Genomic DNA, 26,846 nt, shown 5'->3' on the forward strand with positions numbered 1-26,846 from the left:
TTTTGATTATTAGGCCAAAATATCGTATTTTAAAGTATCTACTAAGCGTTGATTTTGATCATCTGTACCAATAGTAATGCGCAAATATTGATTGATGCGTGGTTTATTAAAATAACGCACAATAATACCGCGTTCACGTAATGCTGCGGCTAATTCACCCGCATCCTGTTGAGGATGTGATGCAAAAATAAAGTTGGCGTGTGATGGCAATATCTTAAAGCCCAAGCTCGTTAAATCCGTCACCAATTTCTCACGGCTAGCAATAACTTTTTGGCATTGGGCTTCAAAATACGCCTGATCTTGAAAAGATGCCACCGCAGCTGCAATGGCAAAACGATCCATTGGATAAGAGTTAAAACTATTTTTTACGGCTTCCAATGCGGCAATTAAATGTGGTTGTGCAATCGCAAAACCAACACGTAAACCTGCCAATGAACGTGATTTAGAGGTGGTTTGACACACCACTAGATTCTCGTACTTTTCCACCAATTTCACTGCAGACTCTGCACCAAAATCGACATAGGCCTCATCAATCACCACCACTGAATTTGGATTGGCCTGTAAAATTTCTTCAATCGCGCTTAAACCTAAAGCAATACTGGTCGGTGCATTCGGATTGGTGATGATAATGCCACCATTGGCTTGCTTATAGTCATCAACTACAATTTCAAAATCATCATTTAAAGGCAAAATTTTAGTTTTTACCCCAAAAAATTGACTATATACAGGGTAAAAACTATAGGTGATATCTGGATACAGTAACGGCTGTTCCTGAACAAAAAAAGCCTTAAAAATATGTGCAAGGACTTCATCTGAACCATTGCCAACAAAGACATTTTCAACAGCTACATTTTGCTGTTTCGCAATGGCTTGCTTAAGCTCAGACGCATCTGGATCTGGATATAAACGCAGTGCATCTGCCGAGTTTTCTAAAACCTTTTGCACCGCTTCCACCACTTTAGGCGAAGGTGGATACGGGTTTTCATTGGTATTCAATTTTAATAAATTTTGAATTTTTGGCTGCTCACCCGGTACATAAGGCTCTAGCTCACGTACTTCAGGGCTCCAAAAACGCATTTGTTCTGCTGTGATATTCATTTTGTATTCTCTTTAAACCCTCTCCTAACCTCTCCCTGAGCGAGAGGAATTTTCATTACTAAAGACACAAAATTTGTGTGGTTTAAATTCCCCTCTCTTTATTAGGAGAGGGCCAGGGAGAGGTTGTAATGCTATTTATGATTGATAACGATAACGTGCTGATCGTGCATGCGCATCCAGATTTTCCTGCTTCGCTAAAATATCAGCGGTTTTCGCCAAACTTTTCACGCCCTCAGCTGAACACATAATCAGACTTGAGCGTTTTTGGAAATCGTAAACACCCAATGGTGATGAAAAACGTGCTGTACCCGACGTTGGTAATACGTGGTTTGGCCCTGCACAATAATCACCAATAGCTTCTGGTGTATAGCGCCCCATAAAGATAGCACCCGCATGACGAATTTCTTCTGCCATCACTTGTGGATCATCCATACACAATTCTAAGTGTTCGGGCGCAACTTGGTTGATCAATTCAATCGCCTCTTGACGATCTTTCACCAAAACCAATGCACCACGATTTGCAATAGAAGTACGGGCAATTTCAGCTTTAGGCAAATTCGCCAAGTGCTGTTCAATCGCTTGCTCAACCTGATTCAGCAATTGCGCATCTGGTGTAATAAAAATAGATTGTGCAACCGTGTCATGCTCGGCTTGAGAAAGTAAGTCCATGGCCAACCATTCAGGATTATTCTCACCTTCAGCATAAACCAAAATTTCGGATGGCCCTGCAATCATATCAATACCAACCTGACCAAACACAGCACGTTTTGCAGCTGCCACAAAGCGATTACCCGGCCCCGTAATTTTATCTACCGATGGGATAGTTTCTGTACCATAAGCCAATGCAGCAATTGCTTGCGCGCCGCCAATGGTAAATACACGAGTCACTCCTGCCAAATATGCAGCGGCCAAAACCAATGGGTTGAGTTCACCATTCGGTGCAGGCACAACCATAATAATTTCAGGCACACCAGCCACATGCGCAGGTACGGCATTCATAAGCACTGAAGATGGATAAGACGCCAAACCACCTGGTACATAAATACCAACACGGTCTAATGGTGTGACTTTTTGCCCGAGTGTATTGCCCAAAGCATCAACATAAGTCCAACCATCCTGTTTTTGTGCTTGGTGAAATTCACTAATCCGTGCAGCAGCCAACTCCAAAGCTTCACGGACTTCATTATCTAAAGCATCAAATGCGGCTTTCAGTTGTTCCTGACTTAACTCAAGTTCTGAAAATTGATGCGCTGGATGTCGATCGAACTGTTGAGTGAGTTTAAGAACCTGAGCATCACCATGCTGACGTACATCAGCAATAATTTGATCTACAGTTTTTAAAAGTTCAGGATCACTGACAGTTTCAAAAGCCAACAAGTCTGCAAAGGCTTGTTTAAAGCTTTGATCTTGAGTCGATAAACGTCGCATCAATTTACCCACAAGGTTTGATAGAAAAGTTTAGTTTACCTTGTTTCTAGGGCTTTGTGGGAGTCTATACATGGCTAAAGCAGTATGTTTTGATGGAAATTCACGTTTAAAATCATTCAAGAACAGAATCATGCACGAACATAAAAAAACCGCCATTGAATGACGGTTTTTTGAGAAGGCAGGATGACGGATACAGATTTAAGCAGATTATTTTGCCAACTCGCGTTCTGCCACCGCTTTTTCAAGTTGTGCCAAAATTGGATTAAGCAAATCTTGCTTACGTTTAAAACTGGCTTTATTCACAATCAAACGTGAAGATACTTTACAGATCTCTTCTAATGGCTCTAAACCGTTGGCACGTAAAGTATTACCTGTATCCACCACATCGACAATGTAATCACCCAAACCGACCAATGGTGCTAATTCCATTGAGCCATAGAGTTTAATGACATCAACCTGCTCGCCTAAGCTGGCATAGTATTGACGGGTCAAATTTACGTATTTAGTGGCAATTTTTAAACGACCTTTTGGACGCTGCATACCAACCTTGCCCGCAGTCATCAATTTACAATTGGCAATTTTCAGATCCAGCGGCTCATATACATTTTGAGCACCATGCTCCATCAACACATCTTTACCCGCTACCCCAATATCTGCCGCACCATTTTCAACATAAGTTGGCACATCAGAGGCACGTAAAATTAAAATACGCACTTGTTTATGTGTGGTTGGGAAAATTAACTTACGTGATTTATCTGGATCTTCCAGTAAATTAATTCCCGCAGTTTCCAATAAAGGCAAAGTTTCTTTTAAAATTCGCCCCTTACTTAATGCCAAAGTTAAACCATGATCAAAATTGCCCATGACGTCAAAATTTGGATCATCGTTTCTCATGTCATTCATCAATTTACTCGCTTAATTTGGGCGCCTAAACCTTGTAACTTTTGTTCTACATTTTCATAACCGCGATCAATATGATAAATACGGTCAATCAATGTTTCGCCTTCTGCCGCCAATGCTGCTAACACCAACGAGAATGAGGCACGTAAATCAGTTGCCATAACAGGCGCAGCAGAAAGTTTTTCTACTCCCGTCACAACCGCATCATTGCCCTCTACCTGAATATTGGCACCCATACGTGACAACTCAGGGACATGCATAAAACGGTTTTCAAAAATAGTTTCCGAAATCGTGGCAAAACCGCGTCCAATCGCATTCACTGCCATTAACTGTGCTTGCATATCTGTTGGAAATTCAGGATGTGGTAAGGTTCTGAAGCTCACGGCTTTAGGGCGCTTGCCCATCATATCTAGTTCAATCCAATCATCGCCACGTGTGACTTCAGCACCCATTTCTTCAAACTTATCCAACACAGATTCTAGCAAGGCAGGATCGGTATGTGTGGTTCTGATTTTACCGCCCGTAATTGCAGCTGCAGCCAAATAAGAACCCGTTTCGATACGGTCAGCAACGACTGAATACTCACAACCATGCAAGTGTTCAACACCTGTGACCACTAAAGTATCGGTGTCTAAACCTTCAATTTTAGCACCCATTTTAATGAGCATTTGCGCAAGATCAGTAATTTCAGGTTCACGTGCAGCATTACGAATAGTGGTAACACCTTCTGCCAATACTGCCGCCATGAGAATATTTTCTGTACCGCCAACAGTGACCATATCAAAAACCACTTCGCCACCTTTAAGGCGACCGTTGACTTTAGCGTGCACATAGCCACTTTCAACTTCAATCTCAGCACCCAAAGCTTCTAGTGCTTTAAGATGTTGATCAACAGGGCGTGAGCCGATGGCACATCCACCAGGTAAAGATACTTTTGCACTACCATAGCGCGCGACTAATGGGCCAAGCACCAAAATAGAAGCACGCATGGTTTTGACTAATTCATAAGGTGCAAATTGGTTGTCCAATGTTGAGGTATCCGCAATGACAGTATCGCCCTCATAAGACATTTTAATGCCTAGACCCGCGATCAACTTCACCAAGGTATTTACATCTTTTAAATTTGGAACATTTTTCAATGTTATTGGTGTTTCTGCAAGAATCATTGCAGCAAGAAGTGGCAAGGCTGCATTTTTTGCACCAGAAATGCGCACTTCACCTTCGAGCTTATTACCGCCCTGAATTAAAAATTTATCCATTAAATTATTAAGCTCCAAATAAGCTTGCTTTACGCCATTCTTCTTGTGTCATTGCACGAATTGTGACCGCATGAACTTCACCGCTGGCAATATAGCTATTCAATGGTGCATACACTACTTGTTGACGAGCAACAGGACGCTTACCTTCAAACTGATTATCTACAATACGAAGATCAAACTTGCCGCCTTGCCCACTTACAGCAACTTCAGCCTCTGGAAAAGCAGCTTTTAAAATTTCAGTGAGCTGTTCACTATTCATCACAAAGACCTCTTATAGGACCAACGGTGTAAAAACCTGTCATTTTACTATAAATAGAAAAAATTATTCATTAATCGTATACATTATCGCAATAAAAAAAGAGGTTTATCAAAAACCTCTTTTAAAACCACCTTAAGGCTAAATCGCTAAAGGCTGGTAGTCCAGTTGCATCTTCCGATGCTTCTCTAATTGGCGTTTTAATTTTTCAGTCATCATCTTAATAGAAGTATACATATCATCCGCACAAGCTTGCGCAAACAGCTCGGTGCCGGGCAAGCGAATAATCGCTTCAGCAATATGATTGGCACTGCCTTTTTTAGAATGTTTATCGATTTGATGATCTTTACTTAATTTCACCTGCATACTATTGACCTGATCCAGATGTTTGGTCATTTGTGCAAACTTAAGTCGAATATTTTCTTCAATTGCAGGGGTGATAGCTAAGTGATGTCCACGAATTGTTATTTGCATAATTCTATCCCTCACCTTCATTAGGATTAGGAAGGCATAGTTCACATGATTGATTGCCAAATAACAGATCACTGTAGAGGTCACTTTAAATCATGTCTAACTATTCCTTCAAAGAAAAAAGATTCATTATTTAGTCATAATGAATCCTTAGAATAGACCGATTTTAAAAATTAGATCAAGACTTTTCGTTCAGAAGATGATGCAATATTTAATGACTCACGATATTTCGCCACCGTTCTGCGCGCCACATCAATACCTTCTTCCTTAAGAAGGTTTGCAATTGTGTTGTCTGACAAAGGTTTACGTGGATTTTCATCTGCAATTAACTTTTTAATCTTCGCGCGAATCGCAGTTGAAGATGCTTCTCCACCAGAACTTGTTCCAACATGACTTGAAAAGAAATATTTCAATTCAAACAATCCACGTGGAGTGAGCATATATTTATTGGTCGTTACCCGTGAAACGGTCGATTCATGTAATTCAACTTCATCAGCTACGTCACGTAAAATTAAAGGCTTCATGCCTTCTGCGCCAATTTCTAAAAATTCACGTTGATGTTGCACAATACAAGTCGCTACCTTTAATAAGGTTTTATGACGTTCATCAACACTTTTTATAAAGTTTTTCGCATCTAGCATTTGATTACGCAAATATTGATTATCTTCACTTTGATCTGCGCGTTTAATCATATTGGCATAAAAGGAATTAATTCTAAGCTTAGGCACAACATCTGGATTGAGTTGCACATGCCAATGATCCTGTTTTTTACTGACCACTACATCTGGAATTTGGTAGTCTGAATCCTGATCTTCAAATGCAGTACCAGGATGCGCTTTCAAGGTTTTTAATAAAGCCACTGCATGCTGTAGCTGATCTGCGCTTAACCCCGTTTGCTTAATTAACTTGGCTAAATCATTCGAAATTAATAACTCATAATGCTGCAAGAGTTGCAGTGCTTCCTGCCGATAAGGCACATCTATAGCCAAACTTTCAAGTTGAATAGATAAACACTCAGCCAAATTCCGTGAACCAATCCCAATCGGCTCTAAACGCTGAATATGTTTCAAAACCACCAAAACTTCATCGTCTTCAACTTCATCTTCGTATTCCATGGAGATCAATAAATGCTGTACAGATGCAGTGATTTCAGATATTTCACAATCCAAGAAACCATTGTCATCCAAAGCATCAACAATACAATAGGCAATGAGCTGCTCGACTTGAGAAAAATGCAACAGATTGATTTGTTGCATCATGTGCTCTTTTAAACCTAAATGCCCCTGACGATTATCCTCGCGCTCTTCATATTCCGCTGCTCCCAAACTCGTTGGTAGATGGGTGTACACATCATCCCAGTCTGTATCGACAGGCAAATCATTTGGCAAATGATCTGCATTTAGTTCTTTGGTTAAATCCTTTTGATCACGTTCTTGTTCTTCTAAGGTGGATAAGCTTTCAATACTGCTTTGCTCTTCTACTTTTTCTAATAAAGGATTACTATCCAATTGAATTTGAACTTCTTGCTCAAGTTCCAAGCTTGAAAGTTGAAGCAAACGAATGGCTTGTTGTAACTGCGGTGTCAGTGACAAGGAGTTTGCAACTTTTAATCCAACCGATAACTTCATTTTCACCCACTCTTTTAAATTTATGTTTTTCAACAACTTAATATATAAGTTTTTGATAAGCAATTTCTATGCCGTTTTATTAGGTATAACATAGATTCATTAAAAGACATAAAGATTTTAATCAGAAGTTCTGTTCAGATTTCTTTCTACTTTTCTTTCCCTCATAAAAAACACCCTCAACGCTAGTTGAGGGTGTTTTGAATAATGAGCTGGCGATGACTTACTCTCACATGGGTAACCCCACACTACCATCAGCGCGAAGAGGTTTCACTTCTGAGTTCGGGAAGGGATCAGGTGGTTCACTCTTGCTATGGTCGCCAGCACAACTGTTTACGGAGACTTGCATTGGTCTTATTCACGATGGTGATGCACTGCGTTTTCCGAATCTGTAACAGATTGGGCTGTATTGGGTCTGAATTTTATTGTTTAGCGTTAACTAAATCAAGATCAGTCTGAATTGACTGATTGGATTTGAATCGATTGAGCATACAACCCCAACTGTTTGGGTGTTGTATAGTCAAGCCTCACGAGCAATTAGTATTGGTCAGCTTCACATATCGCTATGCTTCCACATCCAACCTATCAACGTCGTAGTCTTCAACGGCTCTTTAGGAGGCATAAAGCCTCGGGGAAATCTTATCTTGAGGTAGGCTTCCCGCTTAGATGCTTTCAGCGGTTATCCCTTCCGAACATAGCTACCCGGCGATGCGACTGGCGTCACAACCGGTACACCAGAGGTTCGTCCACTCTGGTCCTCTCGTACTAGGAGCAGATCCTCTCAAATTTCCAGCGCCCACGGTAGATAGGGACCGAACTGTCTCACGACGTTCTAAACCCAGCTCGCGTACCTCTTTAAATGGCGAACAGCCATACCCTTGGGACCTGCTTCAGCCCCAGGATGAGATGAGCCGACATCGAGGTGCCAAACACCGCCGTCGATATGAACTCTTGGGCGGTATCAGCCTGTTATCCCCAGAGTACCTTTTATCCGTTGAGCGATGGCCCTTCCATACAGAACCACCGGATCACTAAGACCTACTTTCGTACCTGCTCGACTTGTGGGTCTCGCAGTTAAGCGCGCTTTTGCCTTTATACTCTACGCGTGATTTCCGACCACGCTGAGCGCACCTTCGTACTCCTCCGTTACTCTTTAGGAGGAGACCGCCCCAGTCAAACTACCCACCAGACATGGTCCTCGTCCCGGATAACGGGACAGAGTTAGAACCTCAACATTACCAGGGTGGTATTTCAAGGACGGCTCCACTCGGACTAGCGTCCAAGTTTCAAAGCCTCCCACCTATCCTACACAAGTAAGGTCAAAGTTCAATGTCAAGCTGCAGTAAAGGTTCACGGGGTCTTTCCGTCTAGCCGCGGGTACACCGCATCTTCACGGCGAATTCGATTTCACTGAGCCTCTGCTGGAGACAGCGCCGCCATCATTATGCCATTCGTGCAGGTCGGAACTTACCCGACAAGGAATTTCGCTACCTTAGGACCGTTATAGTTACGGCCGCCGTTTACTGGGGCTTCGATCAAGAGCTTCGCTTACGCTAACCCCATCAATTAACCTTCCAGCACCGGGCAGGCATCACACCCTATACGTCCACTTTCGTGTTTGCAGAGTGCTATGTTTTTAATAAACAGTTGCAGCGGCCTGGTTTCTGAGGCTGTCGACAGCTCAAGGAGCAAGTCCTATCACCATCAACAGCGTACCTTCTCCCGAAGTTACGGTACCATTTTGCCTAGTTCCTTCAGCAGAGTTCTCTCAAGCGCTTTGGTCTACTCGACCTGACCACCTGTGTCGGTTTCGGGTACGATTCCAGTGTAACTGAAGCTTAGAGACTTTTCCTGGAAGCAGGGTATCAGCCACTTCACTGTACAAGTACAGCTTGCTATCAGATCTCAGCATAGAGCACCCCGGATTTGCCTAAGATGCATGCCTACTTCCTTTCACCTGGACAACCAACGCCAGGCTGACTTAACCTTCTCCGTCCTCTCATCGCATTACACTGAAGTATTGGAATATTAACCAATTTCCCATCGACTACGCCTCTCGGCCTCGCCTTAGGGGTCGACTCACCCAGCCCCGATTAACGTTGGACTGGAACCCTTGGTCTTTCAGCGAACGGGTTTTTCACCCGTTTTGTCGTTACTCACGTCAGCATTCGCACTTCTGATACCTCCAGCAGACTTCTCAATCCACCTTCTTCGGCTTACAGAACGCTCCCCTACCACGCATAATAAATTATGCATCCGCAGCTTCGGCACATAGTTTTAGCCCCGTTACATCTTCCGCGCAGGCCGACTCGACTAGTGAGCTATTACGCTTTCTTTAAAGGGTGGCTGCTTCTAAGCCAACCTCCTAGCTGTCTATGCCTTCCCACATCGTTTCCCACTTAACTATGATTTTGGGGCCTTAGCTGGCGGTCTGGATTGTTTTCCTCTTGACTACGGACGTTAGCACCCGCAGTCTGTCTCCCGGATAGTACTCATTGGTATTCGGAGTTTGCATCGGTTTGGTAAGTCGGGATGACCCCCTAGCCGAAACAGTGCTCTACCCCCAATGGTATTCGTCCGAGGCGCTACCTAAATAGCTTTCGGGGAGAACCAGCTATCACCGAGTTTGATTAGCCTTTCACCCCTATCCACAAGTCATCCCCTGGCTTTTCAACGACAGTGGGTTCGGTCCTCCAGTTAGTGTTACCCAACCTTCAACCTGCTCATGGATAGATCACCCGGTTTCGGGTCTATACCCAGCAACTATACGCCCTATTAAGACTCGATTTCTCTACGGCTCCCCTATTCGGTTAACCTTGCTACTGAATATAAGTCGCTGACCCATTATACAAAAGGTACGCAGTCACCAAACAAGTTGGCTCCCACTGCTTGTATGCATGCGGTTTCAGGATCTATTTCACTCCCCTCACAGGGGTTCTTTTCGCCTTTCCCTCACGGTACTGGTTCACTATCGGTCAGTCAGGAGTATTTAGCCTTGGAGGATGGTCCCCCCATATTCAGACAAGGTTTCACGTGCCTCGCCCTACTCGTCATCATTATGTGTGCCCTTTCGTGTACAGGACTATCACCCACTATGGTTGCACTTCCCAGAGCATTCCACTAAAACACACATAACTTAATGGGCTTTTCCCCTTTCGCTCGCCGCTACTGAGGGAATCTCAATTGATTTCTTTTCCTACGGGTACTGAGATGTTTCACTTCCCCGCGTTCGCTTCGTATGACTATGTATTCATCATACGATACCTACCTTAAGGTAGGTGGGTTTCCCCATTCAGAAATCTCCGGATCAAAGGATATTTGCCGCCTCCCCGGAGCTTTTCGCAGGCTATCACGTCTTTCTTCGCCTCTGACTGCCAAGGCATCCACCACATGCACTTAATTACTTGACTATACAACCCCAAACAGTCGTTAATCCCTACAAGTAGGATTAAGACAATTAAATAAATAATCAATGATTTATTTAATCTACAGTTCAAAGTCTTGTGCACTTAAGCACTGTACAGCTTCAATCTAAATTCATATACCAAAACGCTTGATTCAGTTAATTTGCTAGTTCTCACTTCAATTCGTAATTAAACCGTAACACCGAAGCATTACTGTCAATCTTGAATTAAATGAGTTGAACAATTTATTTCAGACTCAATTTTTGCCAATCTGTTAATGAATTAATGCGTCTTCGTCAGATCGCACTAAATACTGTGATATTTAAATCACAGAACTTAATAAGCTTATACTTACTAAATTCTGTAATCTTTAGCTTATTCCCGTATTCAATAAATACGTGGTGGAGACTAGGAGAGTCGAACTCCTGACCTCCTGCGTGCAAAGCAGGCGCTCTACCAACTAAGCTAAGTCCCCAGCTTATCATCTGTGATTCGATGTATCTTCTTCTGCATAATTGCTTCGTCAGTAGTGGTGGGTCTGACAAGACTTGAACTTGTGACCCCACGCTTATCAAGCGTGTGCTCTAACCAACTGAGCTACAGACCCTCAGATACATCAATGAAGAACAACTTGTTGTGGATTCTTACCAATCGTCAATCTTTCGTTAAGGAGGTGATCCAGCCGCAGGTTCCCCTACGGCTACCTTGTTACGACTTCACCCCAGTCATCGGCCACACCGTGGTAAGCGTCCTCCTTACGGTTAGACTACCTACTTCTGGTGCAACAAACTCCCATGGTGTGACGGGCGGTGTGTACAAGGCCCGGGAACGTATTCACCGCGGCATTCTGATCCGCGATTACTAGCGATTCCGACTTCACGCAGTCGAGTTGCAGACTGCGATCCGGACTACGATCGGCTTTTTGAGATTAGCATCCTCTCGCGAGGTAGCAACCCTTTGTACCGACCATTGTAGCACGTGTGTAGCCCTGGCCGTAAGGGCCATGATGACTTGACGTCGTCCCCGCCTTCCTCCAGTTTGTCACTGGCAGTATCCTTAAAGTTCCCATCCGAAATGCTGGCAAGTAAGGAAAAGGGTTGCGCTCGTTGCGGGACTTAACCCAACATCTCACGACACGAGCTGACGACAGCCATGCAGCACCTGTATGTAGATTCCCGAAGGCACCAATCCATCTCTGGAAAGTCTCTACTATGTCAAGGCCAGGTAAGGTTCTTCGCGTTGCATCGAATTAAACCACATGCTCCACCGCTTGTGCGGGCCCCCGTCAATTCATTTGAGTTTTAGTCTTGCGACCGTACTCCCCAGGCGGTCTACTTATCGCGTTAGCTGCGCCACTAAAGGATCAAATCCCCCAACGGCTAGTAGACATCGTTTACGGCATGGACTACCAGGGTATCTAATCCTGTTTGCTCCCCATGCTTTCGCACCTCAGTGTCAGTATTAGGCCAGATGGCTGCCTTCGCCATCGGTATTCCTCCAGATCTCTACGCATTTCACCGCTACACCTGGAATTCTACCATCCTCTCCCATACTCTAGCCAACCAGTATCGAATGCAATTCCCAAGTTAAGCTCGGGGATTTCACATTTGACTTAATTAGCCACCTACGCGCGCTTTACGCCCAGTAAATCCGATTAACGCTCGCACCCTCTGTATTACCGCGGCTGCTGGCACAGAGTTAGCCGGTGCTTATTCTGTGGGTAACGTCCACTTAGCCCAGGTATTAACCAGGTAAGCCTCCTCCCCACTTAAAGTGCTTTACAACCAAAAGGCCTTCTTCACACACGCGGCATGGCTGGATCAGGGTCCCCCCCATTGTCCAATATTCCCCACTGCTGCCTCCCGTAGGAGTCTGGGCCGTGTCTCAGTCCCAGTGTGGCGGATCATCCTCTCAGACCCGCTACAGATCGTCGCCTTGGTAGGCCTTTACCCCACCAACTAGCTAATCCGACTTAGGCTCATCTATTAGCGCAAGGTCATAAAGATCCCCTGCTTTCTCCCGTAGGACGTATGCGGTATTAGCATCCCTTTCGGAATGTTGTCCCCCACTAATAGGCAGATTCCTAAGCATTACTCACCCGTCCGCCGCTAGCTAAGTTACCGAAGCAACCTCGCCCGCTCGACTTGCATGTGTTAAGCCTGCCGCCAGCGTTCAATCTGAGCCATGATCAAACTCTTCAGTTAAAATCATTTTGAAGTTTTAATTTAAACTTCCAAATCTGGCTCATCAATTTCTGACTTAAATTTCGCTCAAATAAACTTCGAGTAATTTAAACCAATCAATCAATGAAATATGTTCGATCAATCAATCAGTAAAAATCCACACAAGTTGTTCTTCATAATCTCTTAATGATCTTCTCAACGCTTCGTCAGCATCAAGCTAGGTCGGCTATATTACGCTTTATTTCTAAAGTGTCAACTGGTAATTTAAATTATTTTAAACTTTCTTTCTAAAACCCAACCTAACCATTTTCAATCAAGTCATTGTTTTATCAGAAGTTTTAATCTGCATCACCGCCGATGGATGTGCATTATAGGTCAATTATTTCGCCATGCAACACTTTTTTCAAAAGAAATATATCGGGTGTTTATTTTTTGTTCATTCTTACCTTTTCTACACACATTTTGAGCTAATTTGCTTTAATACATTGTTTAAATTAAATGTTAATATATACCCATCGGCGATATAACAGCTTTTGCTTACTCAGATTTAAGCGCTAGGATTCTTTATGTATCAACAAAAATATCTTTGGGTGTGCCTTGTTTCTTTAGGATTCATCACCTCAACACATGCGACAATGCCTTCTACTGAAGAAGTTGCTCAAGAAGAAACCGCTGAAGTTATTGTGGCTGATTCATTTTCTGAAACTAAAAGTAGTCGTTTGGATACGCTTAAAGAATTAAAAAGTGTCAAAGCCAAAGATTTAAAAGTGAATGCAAATGCTACACAACCCGATGAAGTCAAAGATCCACTACAACCTTTGAACCGTCAGATTTATGCATTCAACGACATGCTAGATCGTAATGTCGCCCGTCCACTTGCGGTGCAATATACCAAGAAAGTTCCTGGTGAAGTGCGTGGCTCATATCGTCAGTTCCGGAAAAACTTGGGTGAACCTTGGAATGCGGTTAACCAATTGATTCAAGGTCGCCCTTTACGTGCCGCAAAAACTTTGGGTCGTTTTAGCTTAAATACGATTACTACTTTAGGAATGGCTGATCCTGCACGTCGTTTAGGTTTAGACACAGAAGAAGAAAATTTTGGTACAACCTTGGGATACTACGGTGTCCCTTCAGGGCCTTATGTTATGTTACCAATTTACGGTCCAAGTACTTTCCGTGATGGTTTTGGCACACTTGTAGATGGTCAAGCGCGTCCGCAAAAATACATTTTAGATGACAATGACCGTTTATATTGGTCGGAGCAAGTTATGCGCGGCGTAGATACTCGCTCGCAACTCTTAGATGTAGAGCAAGTGTTACAGGGTGACAAATATGCTGCGATTCGGGATATTTACTTGCAACGTAAAAACTTTGAAATTGCGGAAAAGAAAGGACTCGATGCCGACAATATTTCGTTTGTAGATGATGAAACCGAAGAACTTTTTGATGATCAAGAAGAAATAAACCTGCCTGAAGACAGCACAGAATAATTTGTAAAACATTTTACTCAAGGTAAGTTTTTACTTTCCTTGAGTATTCAGGCATTGCTATAGTAATGCTTTGTTTAGGTTCAGGGTCAACACAAAACTCTATGTATTTCATTCAACCCACACGTGATATTCCATATCTAGAACAGGTGCTCGACACACTTCCTAGTGTGCAAATGATTCACATAGATGACATCAGCTTGTATGACTCAACCATTATTGCAATTGCTGATGTGCAAGATTATTTAACTCATCAATGGAATTTACCCACGATTGTATTGGCCTTTGAAGATGAAGGCACGGCGTTGGTTCAAGCATGGGAACAAGGTGCTTTAGCAGGTTGGTTGTGGAGTCGTTTACCAGAAAATCCACCACAAGCCTTACGCAAAATTGACGCACAATATAAACGTAATCAAGACAGCCGCGACTTACCTTCTGCGGCGGAACTACAAAAAAAATTACTACCGAACCCTATCGAACTGTGCAACTACCGAGTAGATACGTTATTTAAACCTTCTGCTTATTTGTCGGGCGATTGGTTTGATTACTGGAAAATCAGTGACAAAGAAATCATGTTCTATTTGGCCGATGTGTCTGGGCATGGTGTAACCAGTAGTTTGCTGACGTCTTGGATGGCTGCATTTCATGGTCGCTCCAAAACACCGCGCGAACTGATTAAAAAGCTGAACGGTATGCTGGTTCAAGAAAATATTGAAAAGCATATCACCATGATTAGTGGGATTTTAAATATTGAAACCCATGAGCTGCGCTGGTCGAGTGCGGGGCATTATCCACCTGCCATTATTATTGAACCCAATCAAGCACCTAGGATTTTAAATACCAGTAGTTTTCCTTTAGGACTGACTGAAGATTTAGAAGTTGAGGAATTTGAGTGCGTATTAAATAAACAGGCACGGTTTATTATCTGCTCTGATGGTGCGTTAGAACCTTATAGCGGTGGTTTGAATGAACAGTTTGAACAATTGGTCTTTCACTTGCAAAATCAATCATTCCAAGCACCCGATCATGTAGCCGATGACATTGCAATCTTGAGTTTGTGTCGAACAAAATAACAAACAAATCAGCCAGTTAACTTCTTAACCCTAGATATACGACTGTAAGCTACTTGAGTCTATATAGTCGCTATGGGATAATTATCTAATCCTTCTCTGCAAATGGCATTTATATGTCAACAGGTCATGTTGAATATGCAAGTTTGAATGGAACGCATATCTTTAAGCTTTTTGGCGAAGTGCGTGCCCAATCTTGTATTAGTCTAGACAAACTACTCAGTAAAATTGAACAGCAATCCAATGTGGTGGGTGCAATTGTAGATTTAACCCAAACTACATTTATTGACAGTACAGTTTTAGGTATATTGGCTAAGCTAGGCTTAAAACTAAAACAAATTCATAACATTCAGGCAGTTATGCTATCTACTAATCCAGACATTACTACGCTCGCAAATAGCATGGGCTTAGGACAGGTGTTTGTGATTTTAAATTACTGTGGCGATCCGACAGTCTGCACGCGTGAGCTGGTAGAAGAACACGTCACGCATAGCAATATGCTCACTACAGTATTAGATGCCCATCAAACCCTCATGAAGCTGAATGAAAATAACCAAAATATGTTCGAACCTTTGGTGAAACAGCTACAAAAAGAACAAGATAATCTTGATCAATGTGCTCAGCAAAATGAGCAGAACGCTTGATCTTCACTCAGGAATGCTTTGATGACTTTACTTTCTGTTGCTCAAATGAACTCGCAAAATGATATTGAAGAAAACTTCAAAATCATTGAAACATTGATTCAACAAAGTAAAGCTGATGGCGCTGAACTGATCGTTTTTCCAGAAAACTTTGTTTGCTTTGCAGCAGGCAAACAACGCGAAACCGCGGCACAGTTTGAAAATATTCAACAGCGTATGGAACAGCTTGCGCATCAATATCAAATCTGGATTGTGGCGGGTACGTTGCCCTGCCCGTATCGCCCTGATGGTTCAACAATTGCAGATGGTCGTGTGCGTACGGTCAGTTTATGTATTAGCCCAGAAAAAACTGAAGCACGTTATGACAAAATTCATTTGTTTGATGTGCAAGTTGGTGACTCTGTTGGCGGTTATCAGGAATCTAAGTTTTTTGAACCTGGTTCTGAAGTCGTTGTTGCGAAAACACCATTTGGCAATATTGGCTTAATGGTGTGTTATGACTTGCGCTTTCCTGAATTGGCCTTAACTTTACGTGCGCAAGGCGCAAATATTTTAACTGCGCCATCGGCTTTTACTTACACCACAGGTCAAATGCACTGGCAATTGCTCTTGCAGGCACGTGGCATGGACAGTCAATGTCAGGTTTTAGGTGCAGCCCAACAAGGCTGGCATGGTGAAAAGCGTCAGACTTGGGGACATTCAGGCGCTACCAATTCACGCGGGCAGCTATTGTCAATGGTGCAAGACGAAGGTACGCAACTGATTACAGTGCCTTTTGATTTAGACGAACAAAGCAAAATTCGAGAGTCGATGCCCTTAATGCAGCATCGTCGTTTGCTGCAATTTTAAAATTGAATTTCAATAAAAAGGGTTGATCAACAATATAGTGATCAACTCTTTGTATTTCTTATCTTAACCTTACTTTTTAGCTATTCAGCCGCTTCATTGGTCACGCGCAGCACTTCTTCCAAAGTGGTTTTACCTGCCAATACCTTACGCAATCCATCTTCACGAATCGAACCTGATTGCTGTCGTGCATAATCTTCCAGTTCATATTCCGCGGCATTGCCATGAATCAAACGGCGCATTGCTTCATCCACAGGGACAATTTCATAAATTGCAGTCCGCCCAGTAAAACCTGTATGTGAGCAATGTTCACAGCCTTTCGGTTGCGGAAGTTTTAAATCAGTTGCATCGGTCACACTTTTAAACAGTTCTTGTTCAAAGTCATCTGCGTCATGCCATGTGGCACAGTGTGAACACAAGGTACGTACCAAACGCTGTGCGATCACCCCAATTAAAGAACTTGACAGCAAGAATGGCTCAATACCCATATCTTTTAAACGGGTGACTGCACCAATGGCCGTATTGGTATGTAGGGTAGACAGTACCAAGTGACCAGTTAAGGAAGCCTGCACTGCAATTTCGGCGGTTTCTAAGTCACGAATCTCCCCCACCATCACCACATCTGGGTCTTGGCGCAGCATGGCTTTTAAAGCACGAGCGAAGGTCATATCCACTTTGGTATTGACCTGTGTTTGCCCAATCCCTTCAAGTTGATATTCAATCGGGTCTTCTGCAGTCAAAATATTTTTAGAACCGTCATTCAGGTCTGACAAAGCTGCATATAAGGTCGTAGTTTTACCCGAACCTGTCGGCCCTGTAACCAAAATAATCCCGTGTGGTCGATGTACCAGTTGCTTTAAGCGCTCATAATCATTTTGCATCAGCCCCAAGTGCGTCATGTTTAAACGACCTGCTTGCTTATCTAGCAAACGCATTACCACCCGCTCACCATGCGAAGATGGCAGCGTTGACACACGTACATCGACCTCACGACCTGCTAGTCTGAGCGAAATACGACCATCTTGAGGGATACGTTTTTCGGCAATATCCAGTTTTGCCATGACTTTAATACGTGACACCAATAAAGGCGCAAGTTCACGGCGCGGTTGCACGATTTCACGTAGCTGACCATCGACCCGTAAACGGACTGACAATTTTTTCTCAAAAGATTCGATATGAATATCGGATGCACCGACCCGAATCGCTTCAGATAGTAAGGCATTGATTAAGCGTACAATAGGTGCATCATCTTCCTGATCCATCAGATCTTCTGCTTCTGGAACAGAATCTGCTAAACTGAGCAAGTCAGGATGATCTTCCAGTCCTGCAGCGACTTGCTGCGACTCACCCGTATCACCAGCAAAACTGCTGCTTAATAATTGGTGAAACTCCTGATCGCTACAAAGTTGATGCTTTGCAGGATGCCCCAAAAAACGACGTGCTTCCTGAATAGCAAGCATCGGCGTGTTTTCACGACGTACAATAAAGGCATGATCGCCCTCATAACGAATTAACACCCCATGGCGTTTGGCAAAGCTATACGGTATTTGTAATTGTTTCAGTACTTGCATCAGCGATTATAATAATGATGAAAAAATTTAATTTGAGTGTACTCTAAGCGTATGACAGCGTGAAGTCTGTTTTCGCTGATTTATCAAGAAAGGGATAGGCCATTGTCACAAAATCATGAGATTTCAGAAACTGATTCAGCTAAATTAAAATGGTGGGGTGACTATGAGTTTGAGCTCAATCATCCTAAAGCATGGCAATTTGGCTCACTCTTAGTACGTTTGACACGTGGCATGCAAGAATGGCGTTTGGAATACTATCGTCCGCAAATTCAATACGATTATGAACAGCAATGGCATAAAATTGATGATCCTGAGTTTGCCTTTCCACAACCTATAAAAATTGAACGCTATATGTTCAAATCTACACAAAGTAAATTACAGCTCATGCCACGTTTGGCAGACCGTTCTGTGGTGATTAAACCTGTCGATCCAATTTATATTCCTGCGGGGCAACGTGGCACATTGTATATCAGCACACCGTTGTGGATGTCTGCCTTTGTAAATGGACAACGTGAACCCATTTTTGATTTACCAATTATTCGTCCGAAAGATACTTGGTTTGGCCCAAATCATCGTACAGGTGAAGTTTGTTATGCCACAGCAGTCGATGGCCGTACCGAATTACATCAACTCAAACCACGTGCATTTCGTGCCGTCACGCCTATTGAATTTCACAACACCAGCAATCAACAATTGCGTTTTGACCGAATGAATGTGCCTGTGCCTGCGCTGCCTTTATTTTTCAGTGAAAGCACAGGTCGTTTATGGACTTCACAAATTAAAGTCATGCATGAAGGTTTAGACCGTCCACCACGGATTCGGATTGAAAATCGTACCCCGCCACATGCAGGTGAGGTGACCTATTTGCAACCGCCACGTGAAACGGCAGGTGCTTTATTTAATATGTTTGATTCATTTTTCTAAGAGGATGTTATGGCAGATTCCAATATTTCCAAAGAAATCACCAACAGCCTCAAAGGAATATTTACCAGTGTTAATACAGATCGTCTGACCGAAATTTTGGTCGCAATTGTATTGTCTTTGATTGGTTTCTTAATTGCACGTTTTGTTTCCAATACTTTTGTACGCACTATTGGCGCACGTTTTAATGCGCATCAACGCTTAGTTTGGCGACGCGGGATTTTTTACTTTATTTTCCTGCTGTTTGTGATGGCGAGCCTGAAAGAAGCAGGCTTTAAACTCAGCGTGTTTTTAGGTGCAGCGGGTATTTTAACCGTGGCTTTGGGTTTTGCCTCACAAACCTCGGCATCCAATTTAATTAGTGGTATGTTCCTGATTGGTGAAGGTTCTTTTGAAGTGGGCGATACCATTCAAATCACCCTGATTCGCGGACACACCATTGAAGGTGAAGTGATCTCAATTGACTTACTTTCAGTTAAATTGCTGACCCAAGACAATATTTATGTGCGTTTACCCAATGAACAATTGATTCGTGCACCCGTGCATAACTTGTCCAAGTTTCCAATCCGACGTGTGCCCATTACCCTCGCGATTAATTTTCACGAAGATATTATTAAAGTGCGTGAAGTGTTGCTCAGTGTCGCCAATCAATATCCGCTCGTGCTGTCTGACCCTAAACCCGCGGTGACAGTTACAGCTTTCCGTGAATCTTCAATTGAATTGTTGTTTGCGGTGTGGTGTCAGCAAGAAAACTTTTTAAAGGTACGTGATGAAATGCAGGAACGTATCCGTAATGGTTTCCTAGACAACCAAATCGAAATTCCTGTACCCAAAATGGGTTTTGTTGATCATCCTTTATCGCGCCCTTTAAATAATGAAGAACTTGATCAATATGCCAATGCCCAAGCACTGAAACGAGAACCTGACTTAAAGTAATCGTTTCAGTCTTCGACACTTTGCCTCTAACTAAACTTGAGGATCTGCTCAAGCTTTGGAAGACGGCGAAGTGTTGTTTTTTGCGAGATCTGGCTCAGGAATTGGGGCGATATATGCAATCAGTAGCATACCTAAACCTGCAGCAAAGAATGACAGCACGCGCATTAAAGTCCCAATATTAGATAAATCTAAAAGCACCAATTTTAAGGTCACAATCACCAAAATACTGCTGCCTAAAATCCACAAGGCACGTAATTGTTTCAGACTGGCAATCCACATGGCGATACAAGCCAAACTCACCCAAAGCAAGGTCAAACTGAGCTGCACAGTGGCGTCTTGCCAAACAGCAATCTCGTTGATTGGCGTTCCTAAATACAGATGCAAGGCGCGTAATAGCACATAACTACTCAGCCACAGTAAACTCAAGACCATAATTACCGCAGCCAAGCCTTGATCTAAATGGGTTTTGCGTTGCAGATTCAGCATCCACAAAATAGCCACCAACATGGCTATACTGACCAAATCAAATGGATTCAAAATAGGCAGTACATAGCCGTAGAATGCTTGTTCAGTCAAAAGTTGTGAACATAGCATCCACATCAACATGAAGATTAAATTGCTACGCGCATACCAAAACTTGCGCCAATCTAAATCTGGTTGTTGCCACCAACACCACGCAGCAAAGAGCAATGGTAAAATCACCACACTACTATATGGATGCTGTGGTAACAGCGTTAAACTTGCCATCGCCAAAATGGGTAACAACCCTAAACTCACCCATTCTTTGTCGCTACGGACAGTCCATAATGGACGCAACCACAACACACTGAGCACGCCTGCAAACAAGGCAAATAGCAGACGTTCAGTGCCCGAAACCCAATGCACCGCTCCATCATAGCTACGGCTGAATAATAATCCTGCTGCAGTGAGCGACACAGGTGTTAAACCTAACCATTTGGGCAATAGCCATGACCATGTCGCTTGACGAGCAAGCAATACTTCGTTGATAAGTAAATAGATCACCACCACCGCCAAAAGCGTTTGTACGGTTGCAAGTTCTCCATCTAGGTAGTCTAAACCTAACCATAGCCATAAACTGGTTGCAGACAACATCATCAAACACAGTACACTGGTAGTTGCGGTGCTCAGTTGTTGTCTGAAAGCTGCACGGCTGTTGGAAAACACCACAACCGTGGCATAACTTAGGCTCAGTACCCAATAAATACTGCGCTCGAAATAAGGCAACTCGACTAAATAATACAGCCCTGACAAGCCTGCTACAGCAAACAAACCCAGTGCCAAATAACGGTTAATTTTAGAATGTTGAATAAAGGCAAAAATAAACACAACCACGCCTTGTAATGCCCAACCGATTACACTCCATTGTTCAGGGAGTAAAATAGGTGGAATCATCACACTAAAAATTAGCATCAAACTGAAATAGCTTTGCGCAATAAATTTTGTCTGCCGATGCTGTTTGGTTAGCCAATACAAACCTGCAAAAACCATAGCAAACAACAAACTAAAGGCTGCCTGCTCTGCTGTTTCTTCAAAATACATTAGATATAAACAAGCATAACCGACAATGGGTGCACCAAAAATCAAGGCAAGGTCTAAAATAGGTTTCAGCTGAAACGTGACAACATCATCCTTTGCCAAAAGCTGACTAAAACGAAAACCCAACCAAATAAAAATAGCCGCATGCGCCAAAACTAAAAGTGTTAACACCTGCCGTTCAAAGATATAACCATGATAAAAGGCATAGCTGCCACCCACCACAACCGTCATTAAAAACGCAATTTGATTTAAATATTTCCACGGACGTAAACTACTTAAAATGGCAACCGAAATATTAATCAGCAAATAATAGGCAATAAATTCAATGGCTGTGGCATTACGTACAGGTAAAGTAAACGGTGCAAAATAAGCAATTAGCATCGCCATGAGGGCAAGTTCGACTGATTGTTGTTTTAAACTCAGCCAGAGCGTGAGCAACATCACCACAATAAAACATAGACTGGCAATAGCTAAATTTGGAATGACCAAATTGTAATAAGCAAAAAATAAAGTCAGACACAGCCCTGCCAACCCCAAACCTTGCACACCCAAAGCAAAGCTGCGATTTTTGTTGCGTAACAAATAACCGAATATTGTCACTGCAGCACTCACACCAGCAACGAACAAAAGTTTCACTGCCAAACTAAATTGCCAATGCTCAGTAGCAAAACGTAACAGCAACACCACGCCTATGAGTAACACTACAATTGCCGCTTTTAACACAGGATTGCCATGTAACAGCCAGGATTGAACTTGTTGCAATAAGCTATTACTTGATGTGCGCGCCTGTGTTGCAAAAGGTGCAACAGACCTTGAGGATTTGGCTAAATCTGGAGCTGAATATTCTTGATGTAGATACTCTTGGTCTTGATATGGATAAGAAACATGAGCTGCTTGTTCCTGAACCGAGTTCGGCGCACTCGACAATGTGGAATCAGATTGAATAGCGATGATTTCAGGTTGAGAAGTGGTTGATATAACACCATCATCCACATTTGCCTTAACTGATGAAAGACTTGCATCAACTTCAGATGTATTGGCTAAAATATGCTCTGCGAATTGCGTTTGAACCTTTTTCTCTTGAGCATTGGTCTTTTGAGGATAGCTCTTTTGAGCATGCGCCTGAAGCTTAGCGGCACTTTGTAATTGCTGTAATTGATACAGTCCTTGTTCCAAACGCTGCAACCATCGCAGCAACATAAAAATCCATGCACTTAAAGCAATCGATGCCAGTAAATACCAATCCAGCAATATTCCTAAAAAAGCAATCAAAGCGGCGATATATAAAGAAGTTTTAGAGCTTTGGCGTTGTAGTTGTGACTGTGCCTCTGCAACCTGTTCAAGTGAGTTCTGCACTCGTCCCACAAAAAACATCACGCTGATCACCGCAGCAACTGCACAGATATAACTCAGCATCGGCACACCGAGCCACCATGCGCCAATTGCAATTATGATTAATAGCATGAACCAAATGATTCGAATTTCATTCTGCCCTGTCTGCATTGCTCTTCATTTTATTGATATTGTCATGGCTCCGATCATACAACAGACAGCACGATTCTGAATCAGGATTCATCAGCAATTCGGTAACTGTGCGTCTGCAACACTTGCCTTAAAAATCAGTTTCTGCGACAACTGCAAAAATCACGTACAATAAAATGCTTATTTGCAGAAGGAATCAATCCATGCCACCATTTGTCTTGGTCGATGGCTCATATTTTCTATTTCGTGCCTTTCACGCACTACCACCATTAACCACGTCAACTGGTTTACATACCAATGCTATTCGTGGCGCGATCTCTGCGATTCAAAAGTTGATGCGTCGTACTCAGCCTACTCACATGGCGGTAATTTTTGATACGCCTGAGCCGACTTTCCGTCACGAACTATCGCCAATTTATAAAGGTGACCGCCCAAGTATGCCTGAGGAACTTTCTCAGCAAATTCCATACTTACATGCTTTAATTCGTGCTTTGGGTATTCCACTTTACATGCTACCAGGCGCAGAAGCCGATGATATTATTGGAACTTTAGCCAAACGTGCCGAAGCCGAAGGACAGCAAGTACTGATTTCTACGGGCGATAAAGACATGGCGCAGTTGGTGACTGAAAAAGTTACCCTTGAAGACAGCTTCAAAGAAAAGCCAATGGACATTCAGGCTGTATTTGACAAGTTTGGCGTATGGCCGCATCAAATTATTGATTATCTGACCCTCATGGGTGATGCTTCTGATGGTATTATGGGCGTGCCCGGCATTGGCGCCAAAACTGCTGCAAAACTACTGACCGAATATGGCTCGATTGGTGCGATTTTAGAAAATGTCGATCATATTAAAGGCAAAGTCGGACAAAATATTAAAGACAATGCCGATGGCATCGCGCTAGATCATCAACTCGCCAGCATTGTTTGTGACCTTGATCTGAACTTTGGTTATGCCGATCTAAAACTACAAGAACCAGATGTTGAAGCCTTACGCAATTTATATACCGAGCTAGAATTCCGTAATCAATTACAATCGCTCGATCATCCAAATAATCCAAATAACCGTAATTATAAACAAGCTGCAAAAACAGTGACACCACCGACAACCAGTGAAATTGCGACAGAAGATCAGGCCACTCAAAGTAGCGTAGATGATCAACTGGGTTCTGCAAGCTATCACACCATTTTAGATGCACAGCACTGGGATGCCTTACTGCAACGTCTGAATACGGCACAGCGTTTTGCCTTTGATACAGAAACCACCAGTCTGGATTATCGAATTGCAGAAATTGTTGGTTTTTCTATCGCGTTCGATGCCAAAGATGCCTATTACGTACCTTTGGCGCATGATTATGCAGGCGCACCACAGCAGCTCAACCGTGATCAGGTTTTGGCACAAATCAAACCTATTTTAGAAAATAATGCGGTGGATAAAATTGGGCATCATTTAAAATATGATGCGCATGTGCTTGAAAATCACGGTATTCATTTACAAGGTTGGTATTTCGATACCATGTTGGCATCTTATGTGCTTAACTCAGTGGCAACCCGTCACGGCATGGATGATGTGGCACGCTTATATTTAAGCCACCTGACCACATCTTATGAGCAAATTGCAGGCAAAGGCGTCAAGCAAAAAACTTTCAATCAAATTGAAATTGAAACGGCAGCACATTACGCTGCAGAAGATGCGCATGTTACGTATCGTTTATATGAAGTGCTGTCTGCGAAGCTACAAAAGCATCCTGAATTGGTCAATATTTTGCACAACATTGAAATGCCTGTGGCGCGTGTGCTGACCAGTATGGAAGAAAATGGCATTCAGCTTGATCTGAAATTTTTAGATCAATTGGGTGTCGATTTTTCCCAAACCATGCAAGATTTGGAAAACCAAATTGTAGAATTGGCAGGTGAAAACTTTAATGTCAGCTCACCGAAACAAGTGGGCGAAATCCTGTTTGATAAACTCGGACTCAAAGGCGGCAAGAAAACCGCAACAGGTCAATACAGTACCAGTGAAAGTGTTTTGGAAAAAATTGAGCATCCGATCAGTAGTTTAATTTTAGACTACCGTGGTTTATCTAAACTCAAAAGCACCTATACCGATGGCTTACTGAAACAAGCCAACAACGATACGCATCGAGTGCATACCAGTTATCACCAAGCTTTGACTGCAACAGGGCGTTTATCTTCTACTGATCCAAACTTACAAAACATTCCAATTCGTACCGAAATTGGTCGTCAAATTCGTAAAGCCTTTGTCGCACCTGAAGGTCGCGTGTTGTTGGCAGCCGACTACTCGCAAATCGAATTGCGTTTAATGGCACATTTTTCACAAGATGATGCCCTACTCGATGCCTTTAACCATGGACAAGACGTGCACCGCCGTACTGCGGCAGAAGTCTTGGGTATTGCCTTAGAAGACGTAACCTCAGATCAGCGTCGTCAGGCCAAAGCTGTAAACTTCGGTCTGCTCTACGGCATGTCGGAATTTGGCTTAATTCGTCAGCTTGGGTTTACCCGTGAAGAATCACAAAACTACATCAAGCAATACTTCCAGCGTTATCCGGGCATTTATGAATATATGCAACGTACCCGCCAAGTCGCGCTAGAACAAGGTTTTGTAGAAACTATTTTAGGTCGTCGCCTCTATACGCCAGATATTGCTGCACGTAATATGATGGTACGTAAAGCGGCAGAACGTGCGGCAATTAACGCGCCATTACAAGGCTCTGCAGCTGATATTATTAAAATGGCGATGATTGAAGTCGACAAAATGTTACCGCAAGCGCAAGCCAAAATGTTGCTGCAAGTACACGATGAATTGGTATTTGAAGTCGATGCAGATGTGGCAGATGAACTCGCGCCGAAGTTGGCAGAAGTCATGCAATCTGTGGTGGAAATTTCTGTACCATTGGTGGTGGAAGTCGGAAAAGGCAATAACTGGGATGAAGCGCACTAAAGTCGTTGCGCTCTCTTTTTTCAGCACCTTCCTTCGCCTAGAAGGAGGTCAGGATGCAGGTTATTTGTATTTCTGAAGACTCATTAAGGTCGTCAGCCCAAACTTAAACTACAAAAAAAGGACTCAAATCGAGTCCTTTTTAATGTTTTAGGATAATGCGACTTATAAGCCAGTCAGCAGTACAATCGCTACCTGATTCATAATAATTTCAGCGATATATAAAGCCAAAAATGCAATAATTGGCGACAAATCAATCATGCCCATGTTCGGCAATAAACGACGAAATGGTGCTAATAACGGCTCTGCCAACTCTTGAATCACCTCAATATACGGGCCACGAGATTGAGTAAACATCACCACCCAACTCAAAATAATGGTGGCAAAAATCAAATAACGACAGAAACGGATTAAATCCTGAATCATGGTCACAAAAGTCAGAATCAGTAAGTGAATTGGACTATTCGGCATCGCACCATTGAGATACATAACACCAAAAATTTTGAGTAGATACAACACCACCAACAAAGCCAAGGCTGCAGAGTTAACTCGACCTTTGCCAACCGTTGGAAAAATACGTCCAAATACATCTACAATTTTGGTGGCTTTAATGGTTGAAAGCACCACAGGGTTATAAGGACTCACCGCTGCCAATTGCATTAAGAAACGGAAGAATACGAGCAAAATCGCTACGTTAATGATAATGCCAAAAATTAGCGCAGAATTTGCACCCATACTTAAACTTTCCTAA

At 42.9% G+C, this 26,846-nt stretch carries 17 protein-coding genes, 2 tRNA genes and 3 rRNA genes; 7 read left to right on the forward strand and 15 right to left on the reverse strand.

Annotation, left to right across the window (positions count from 1 at the left end; all coding sequences use genetic code 11):
- Positions 1-9: 9 nt before the first annotated feature.
- From hisC to LZP46_RS11695, 12 genes are all read right to left on the reverse strand, one after another.
- A complete protein-coding gene (hisC, locus tag LZP46_RS11640; RefSeq protein WP_236093923.1) occupies positions 10-1,098 on the reverse strand; it encodes a histidinol-phosphate transaminase in 1,089 nt (362 codons plus the stop codon).
- A gap of 135 nt (positions 1,099-1,233) precedes the next feature.
- On the reverse strand, positions 1,234-2,538 hold the full coding sequence (gene hisD / locus LZP46_RS11645) for a histidinol dehydrogenase (RefSeq protein WP_236093924.1): 1,305 nt from the start codon (positions 2,536-2,538) through the stop codon (positions 1,234-1,236).
- 195 nt (positions 2,539-2,733) lie between these two features.
- Positions 2,734-3,429 carry an ATP phosphoribosyltransferase gene (hisG, locus tag LZP46_RS11650; protein WP_070155719.1) on the reverse strand — a complete coding sequence of 232 codons (696 nt, stop codon included), beginning with the start codon at positions 3,427-3,429 and terminating at the stop codon, positions 2,734-2,736.
- Positions 3,429-4,685, reverse strand: coding sequence for a UDP-N-acetylglucosamine 1-carboxyvinyltransferase (gene murA / locus LZP46_RS11655; protein WP_236093925.1), 1,257 nt, complete (start codon positions 4,683-4,685; stop codon positions 3,429-3,431). Before murA ends, hisG begins: the two co-directional genes overlap by 1 nt.
- A 7-nt stretch (positions 4,686-4,692) precedes the next feature.
- On the reverse strand, positions 4,693-4,944 hold the full coding sequence (ibaG, locus tag LZP46_RS11660) for a BolA family iron metabolism protein IbaG (protein WP_236093926.1): 252 nt from the start codon (positions 4,942-4,944) through the stop codon (positions 4,693-4,695).
- Positions 4,945-5,082: 138 nt separating this feature from the next.
- Positions 5,083-5,415, reverse strand: a complete 333-nt coding sequence (hpf, locus tag LZP46_RS11665) for a ribosome hibernation-promoting factor, HPF/YfiA family (RefSeq protein WP_096902101.1) — start codon at positions 5,413-5,415, stop codon at positions 5,083-5,085.
- A 170-nt stretch (positions 5,416-5,585) separates the two neighbouring features.
- The gene (locus LZP46_RS11670) at positions 5,586-7,040 is read right to left on the reverse strand and encodes an RNA polymerase factor sigma-54 (RefSeq protein WP_236093927.1); all 1,455 of its coding nucleotides are present in this window, start codon (positions 7,038-7,040) and stop codon (positions 5,586-5,588) included.
- 207 nt (positions 7,041-7,247) lie between these two features.
- A 5S ribosomal RNA gene (gene rrf / locus LZP46_RS11675) occupies positions 7,248-7,362 on the reverse strand.
- A 191-nt stretch (positions 7,363-7,553) separates the two neighbouring features.
- Positions 7,554-10,447, reverse strand: a 23S ribosomal RNA gene (locus LZP46_RS11680).
- Positions 10,448-10,840: 393 nt separating this feature from the next.
- Positions 10,841-10,916 (reverse strand) — tRNA-Ala (locus LZP46_RS11685).
- Between the two features lie 55 nt (positions 10,917-10,971).
- Positions 10,972-11,048, reverse strand: a tRNA-Ile gene (locus LZP46_RS11690).
- A gap of 59 nt (positions 11,049-11,107) precedes the next feature.
- Positions 11,108-12,645, reverse strand: a 16S ribosomal RNA gene (locus tag LZP46_RS11695).
- The 16S, 23S and 5S rRNA genes sit together here with 2 tRNA genes alongside, the layout of an rRNA operon.
- A gap of 545 nt (positions 12,646-13,190) precedes the next feature.
- Here LZP46_RS11695 and LZP46_RS11700 point away from each other — a divergent pair.
- The 4 genes from LZP46_RS11700 (at position 13,191) to LZP46_RS11715 (ending at position 16,671) form a co-directional block, all read left to right on the forward strand.
- On the forward strand, positions 13,191-14,114 hold the full coding sequence (locus LZP46_RS11700) for an MlaA family lipoprotein (RefSeq protein WP_236093928.1): 924 nt from the start codon (positions 13,191-13,193) through the stop codon (positions 14,112-14,114).
- Between the two features lie 101 nt (positions 14,115-14,215).
- Positions 14,216-15,184 carry an RsbU family protein phosphatase GigA gene (gene gigA / locus LZP46_RS11705; RefSeq protein WP_234114539.1) on the forward strand — a complete coding sequence of 323 codons (969 nt, stop codon included), beginning with the start codon at positions 14,216-14,218 and terminating at the stop codon, positions 15,182-15,184.
- Between the two features lie 113 nt (positions 15,185-15,297).
- On the forward strand, positions 15,298-15,825 hold the full coding sequence (gigB, locus tag LZP46_RS11710) for an STAS domain-containing protein (protein ID WP_236093929.1): 528 nt from the start codon (positions 15,298-15,300) through the stop codon (positions 15,823-15,825).
- 21 nt (positions 15,826-15,846) lie between these two features.
- On the forward strand, positions 15,847-16,671 hold the full coding sequence (locus tag LZP46_RS11715) for a carbon-nitrogen hydrolase family protein (RefSeq protein WP_234114537.1): 825 nt from the start codon (positions 15,847-15,849) through the stop codon (positions 16,669-16,671).
- Between the two features lie 80 nt (positions 16,672-16,751).
- Here the strand turns inward: LZP46_RS11715 and gspE are convergent, their stop codons facing one another.
- Positions 16,752-18,239 (reverse strand): type II secretion system ATPase GspE, encoded by a 1,488-nt coding sequence (gene gspE, locus LZP46_RS11720; RefSeq protein ID WP_236093930.1) that lies wholly within the window; start codon positions 18,237-18,239, stop codon positions 16,752-16,754.
- A 102-nt stretch (positions 18,240-18,341) separates the two neighbouring features.
- Here gspE and LZP46_RS11725 point away from each other — a divergent pair, with 102 nt between their 5' ends.
- A complete protein-coding gene (locus LZP46_RS11725) occupies positions 18,342-19,163 on the forward strand; it encodes a hypothetical protein (protein ID WP_234114535.1) in 822 nt (273 codons plus the stop codon).
- A gap of 9 nt (positions 19,164-19,172) precedes the next feature.
- The gene (locus LZP46_RS11730) at positions 19,173-20,096 is read left to right on the forward strand and encodes a mechanosensitive ion channel family protein (protein ID WP_236093931.1); all 924 of its coding nucleotides are present in this window, start codon (positions 19,173-19,175) and stop codon (positions 20,094-20,096) included.
- Positions 20,097-20,144: 48 nt separating this feature from the next.
- On the opposite strand, the gene LZP46_RS11735 is transcribed toward LZP46_RS11730, so the two are convergent.
- Positions 20,145-23,156, reverse strand: a complete 3,012-nt coding sequence (locus LZP46_RS11735) for a DUF2339 domain-containing protein (RefSeq protein ID WP_236093932.1) — start codon at positions 23,154-23,156, stop codon at positions 20,145-20,147.
- Between the two features lie 182 nt (positions 23,157-23,338).
- Between LZP46_RS11735 and polA the strand changes: the two genes are divergently transcribed.
- Positions 23,339-26,098, forward strand: coding sequence for a DNA polymerase I (polA, locus tag LZP46_RS11740; protein WP_236093933.1), 2,760 nt, complete (start codon positions 23,339-23,341; stop codon positions 26,096-26,098).
- Positions 26,099-26,260: 162 nt separating this feature from the next.
- Here the strand turns inward: polA and LZP46_RS11745 are convergent, their stop codons facing one another.
- The gene (locus LZP46_RS11745; protein WP_004975174.1) at positions 26,261-26,830 is read right to left on the reverse strand and encodes a YggT family protein; all 570 of its coding nucleotides are present in this window, start codon (positions 26,828-26,830) and stop codon (positions 26,261-26,263) included.
- Positions 26,831-26,846: the final 16 nt, after the last annotated feature.

It is taken from the genome of Acinetobacter sp. SCLZS86, from assembly GCF_021560715.1.
Taxonomy (GTDB): Bacteria; Pseudomonadota; Gammaproteobacteria; order Pseudomonadales; family Moraxellaceae; genus Acinetobacter; species Acinetobacter towneri_A.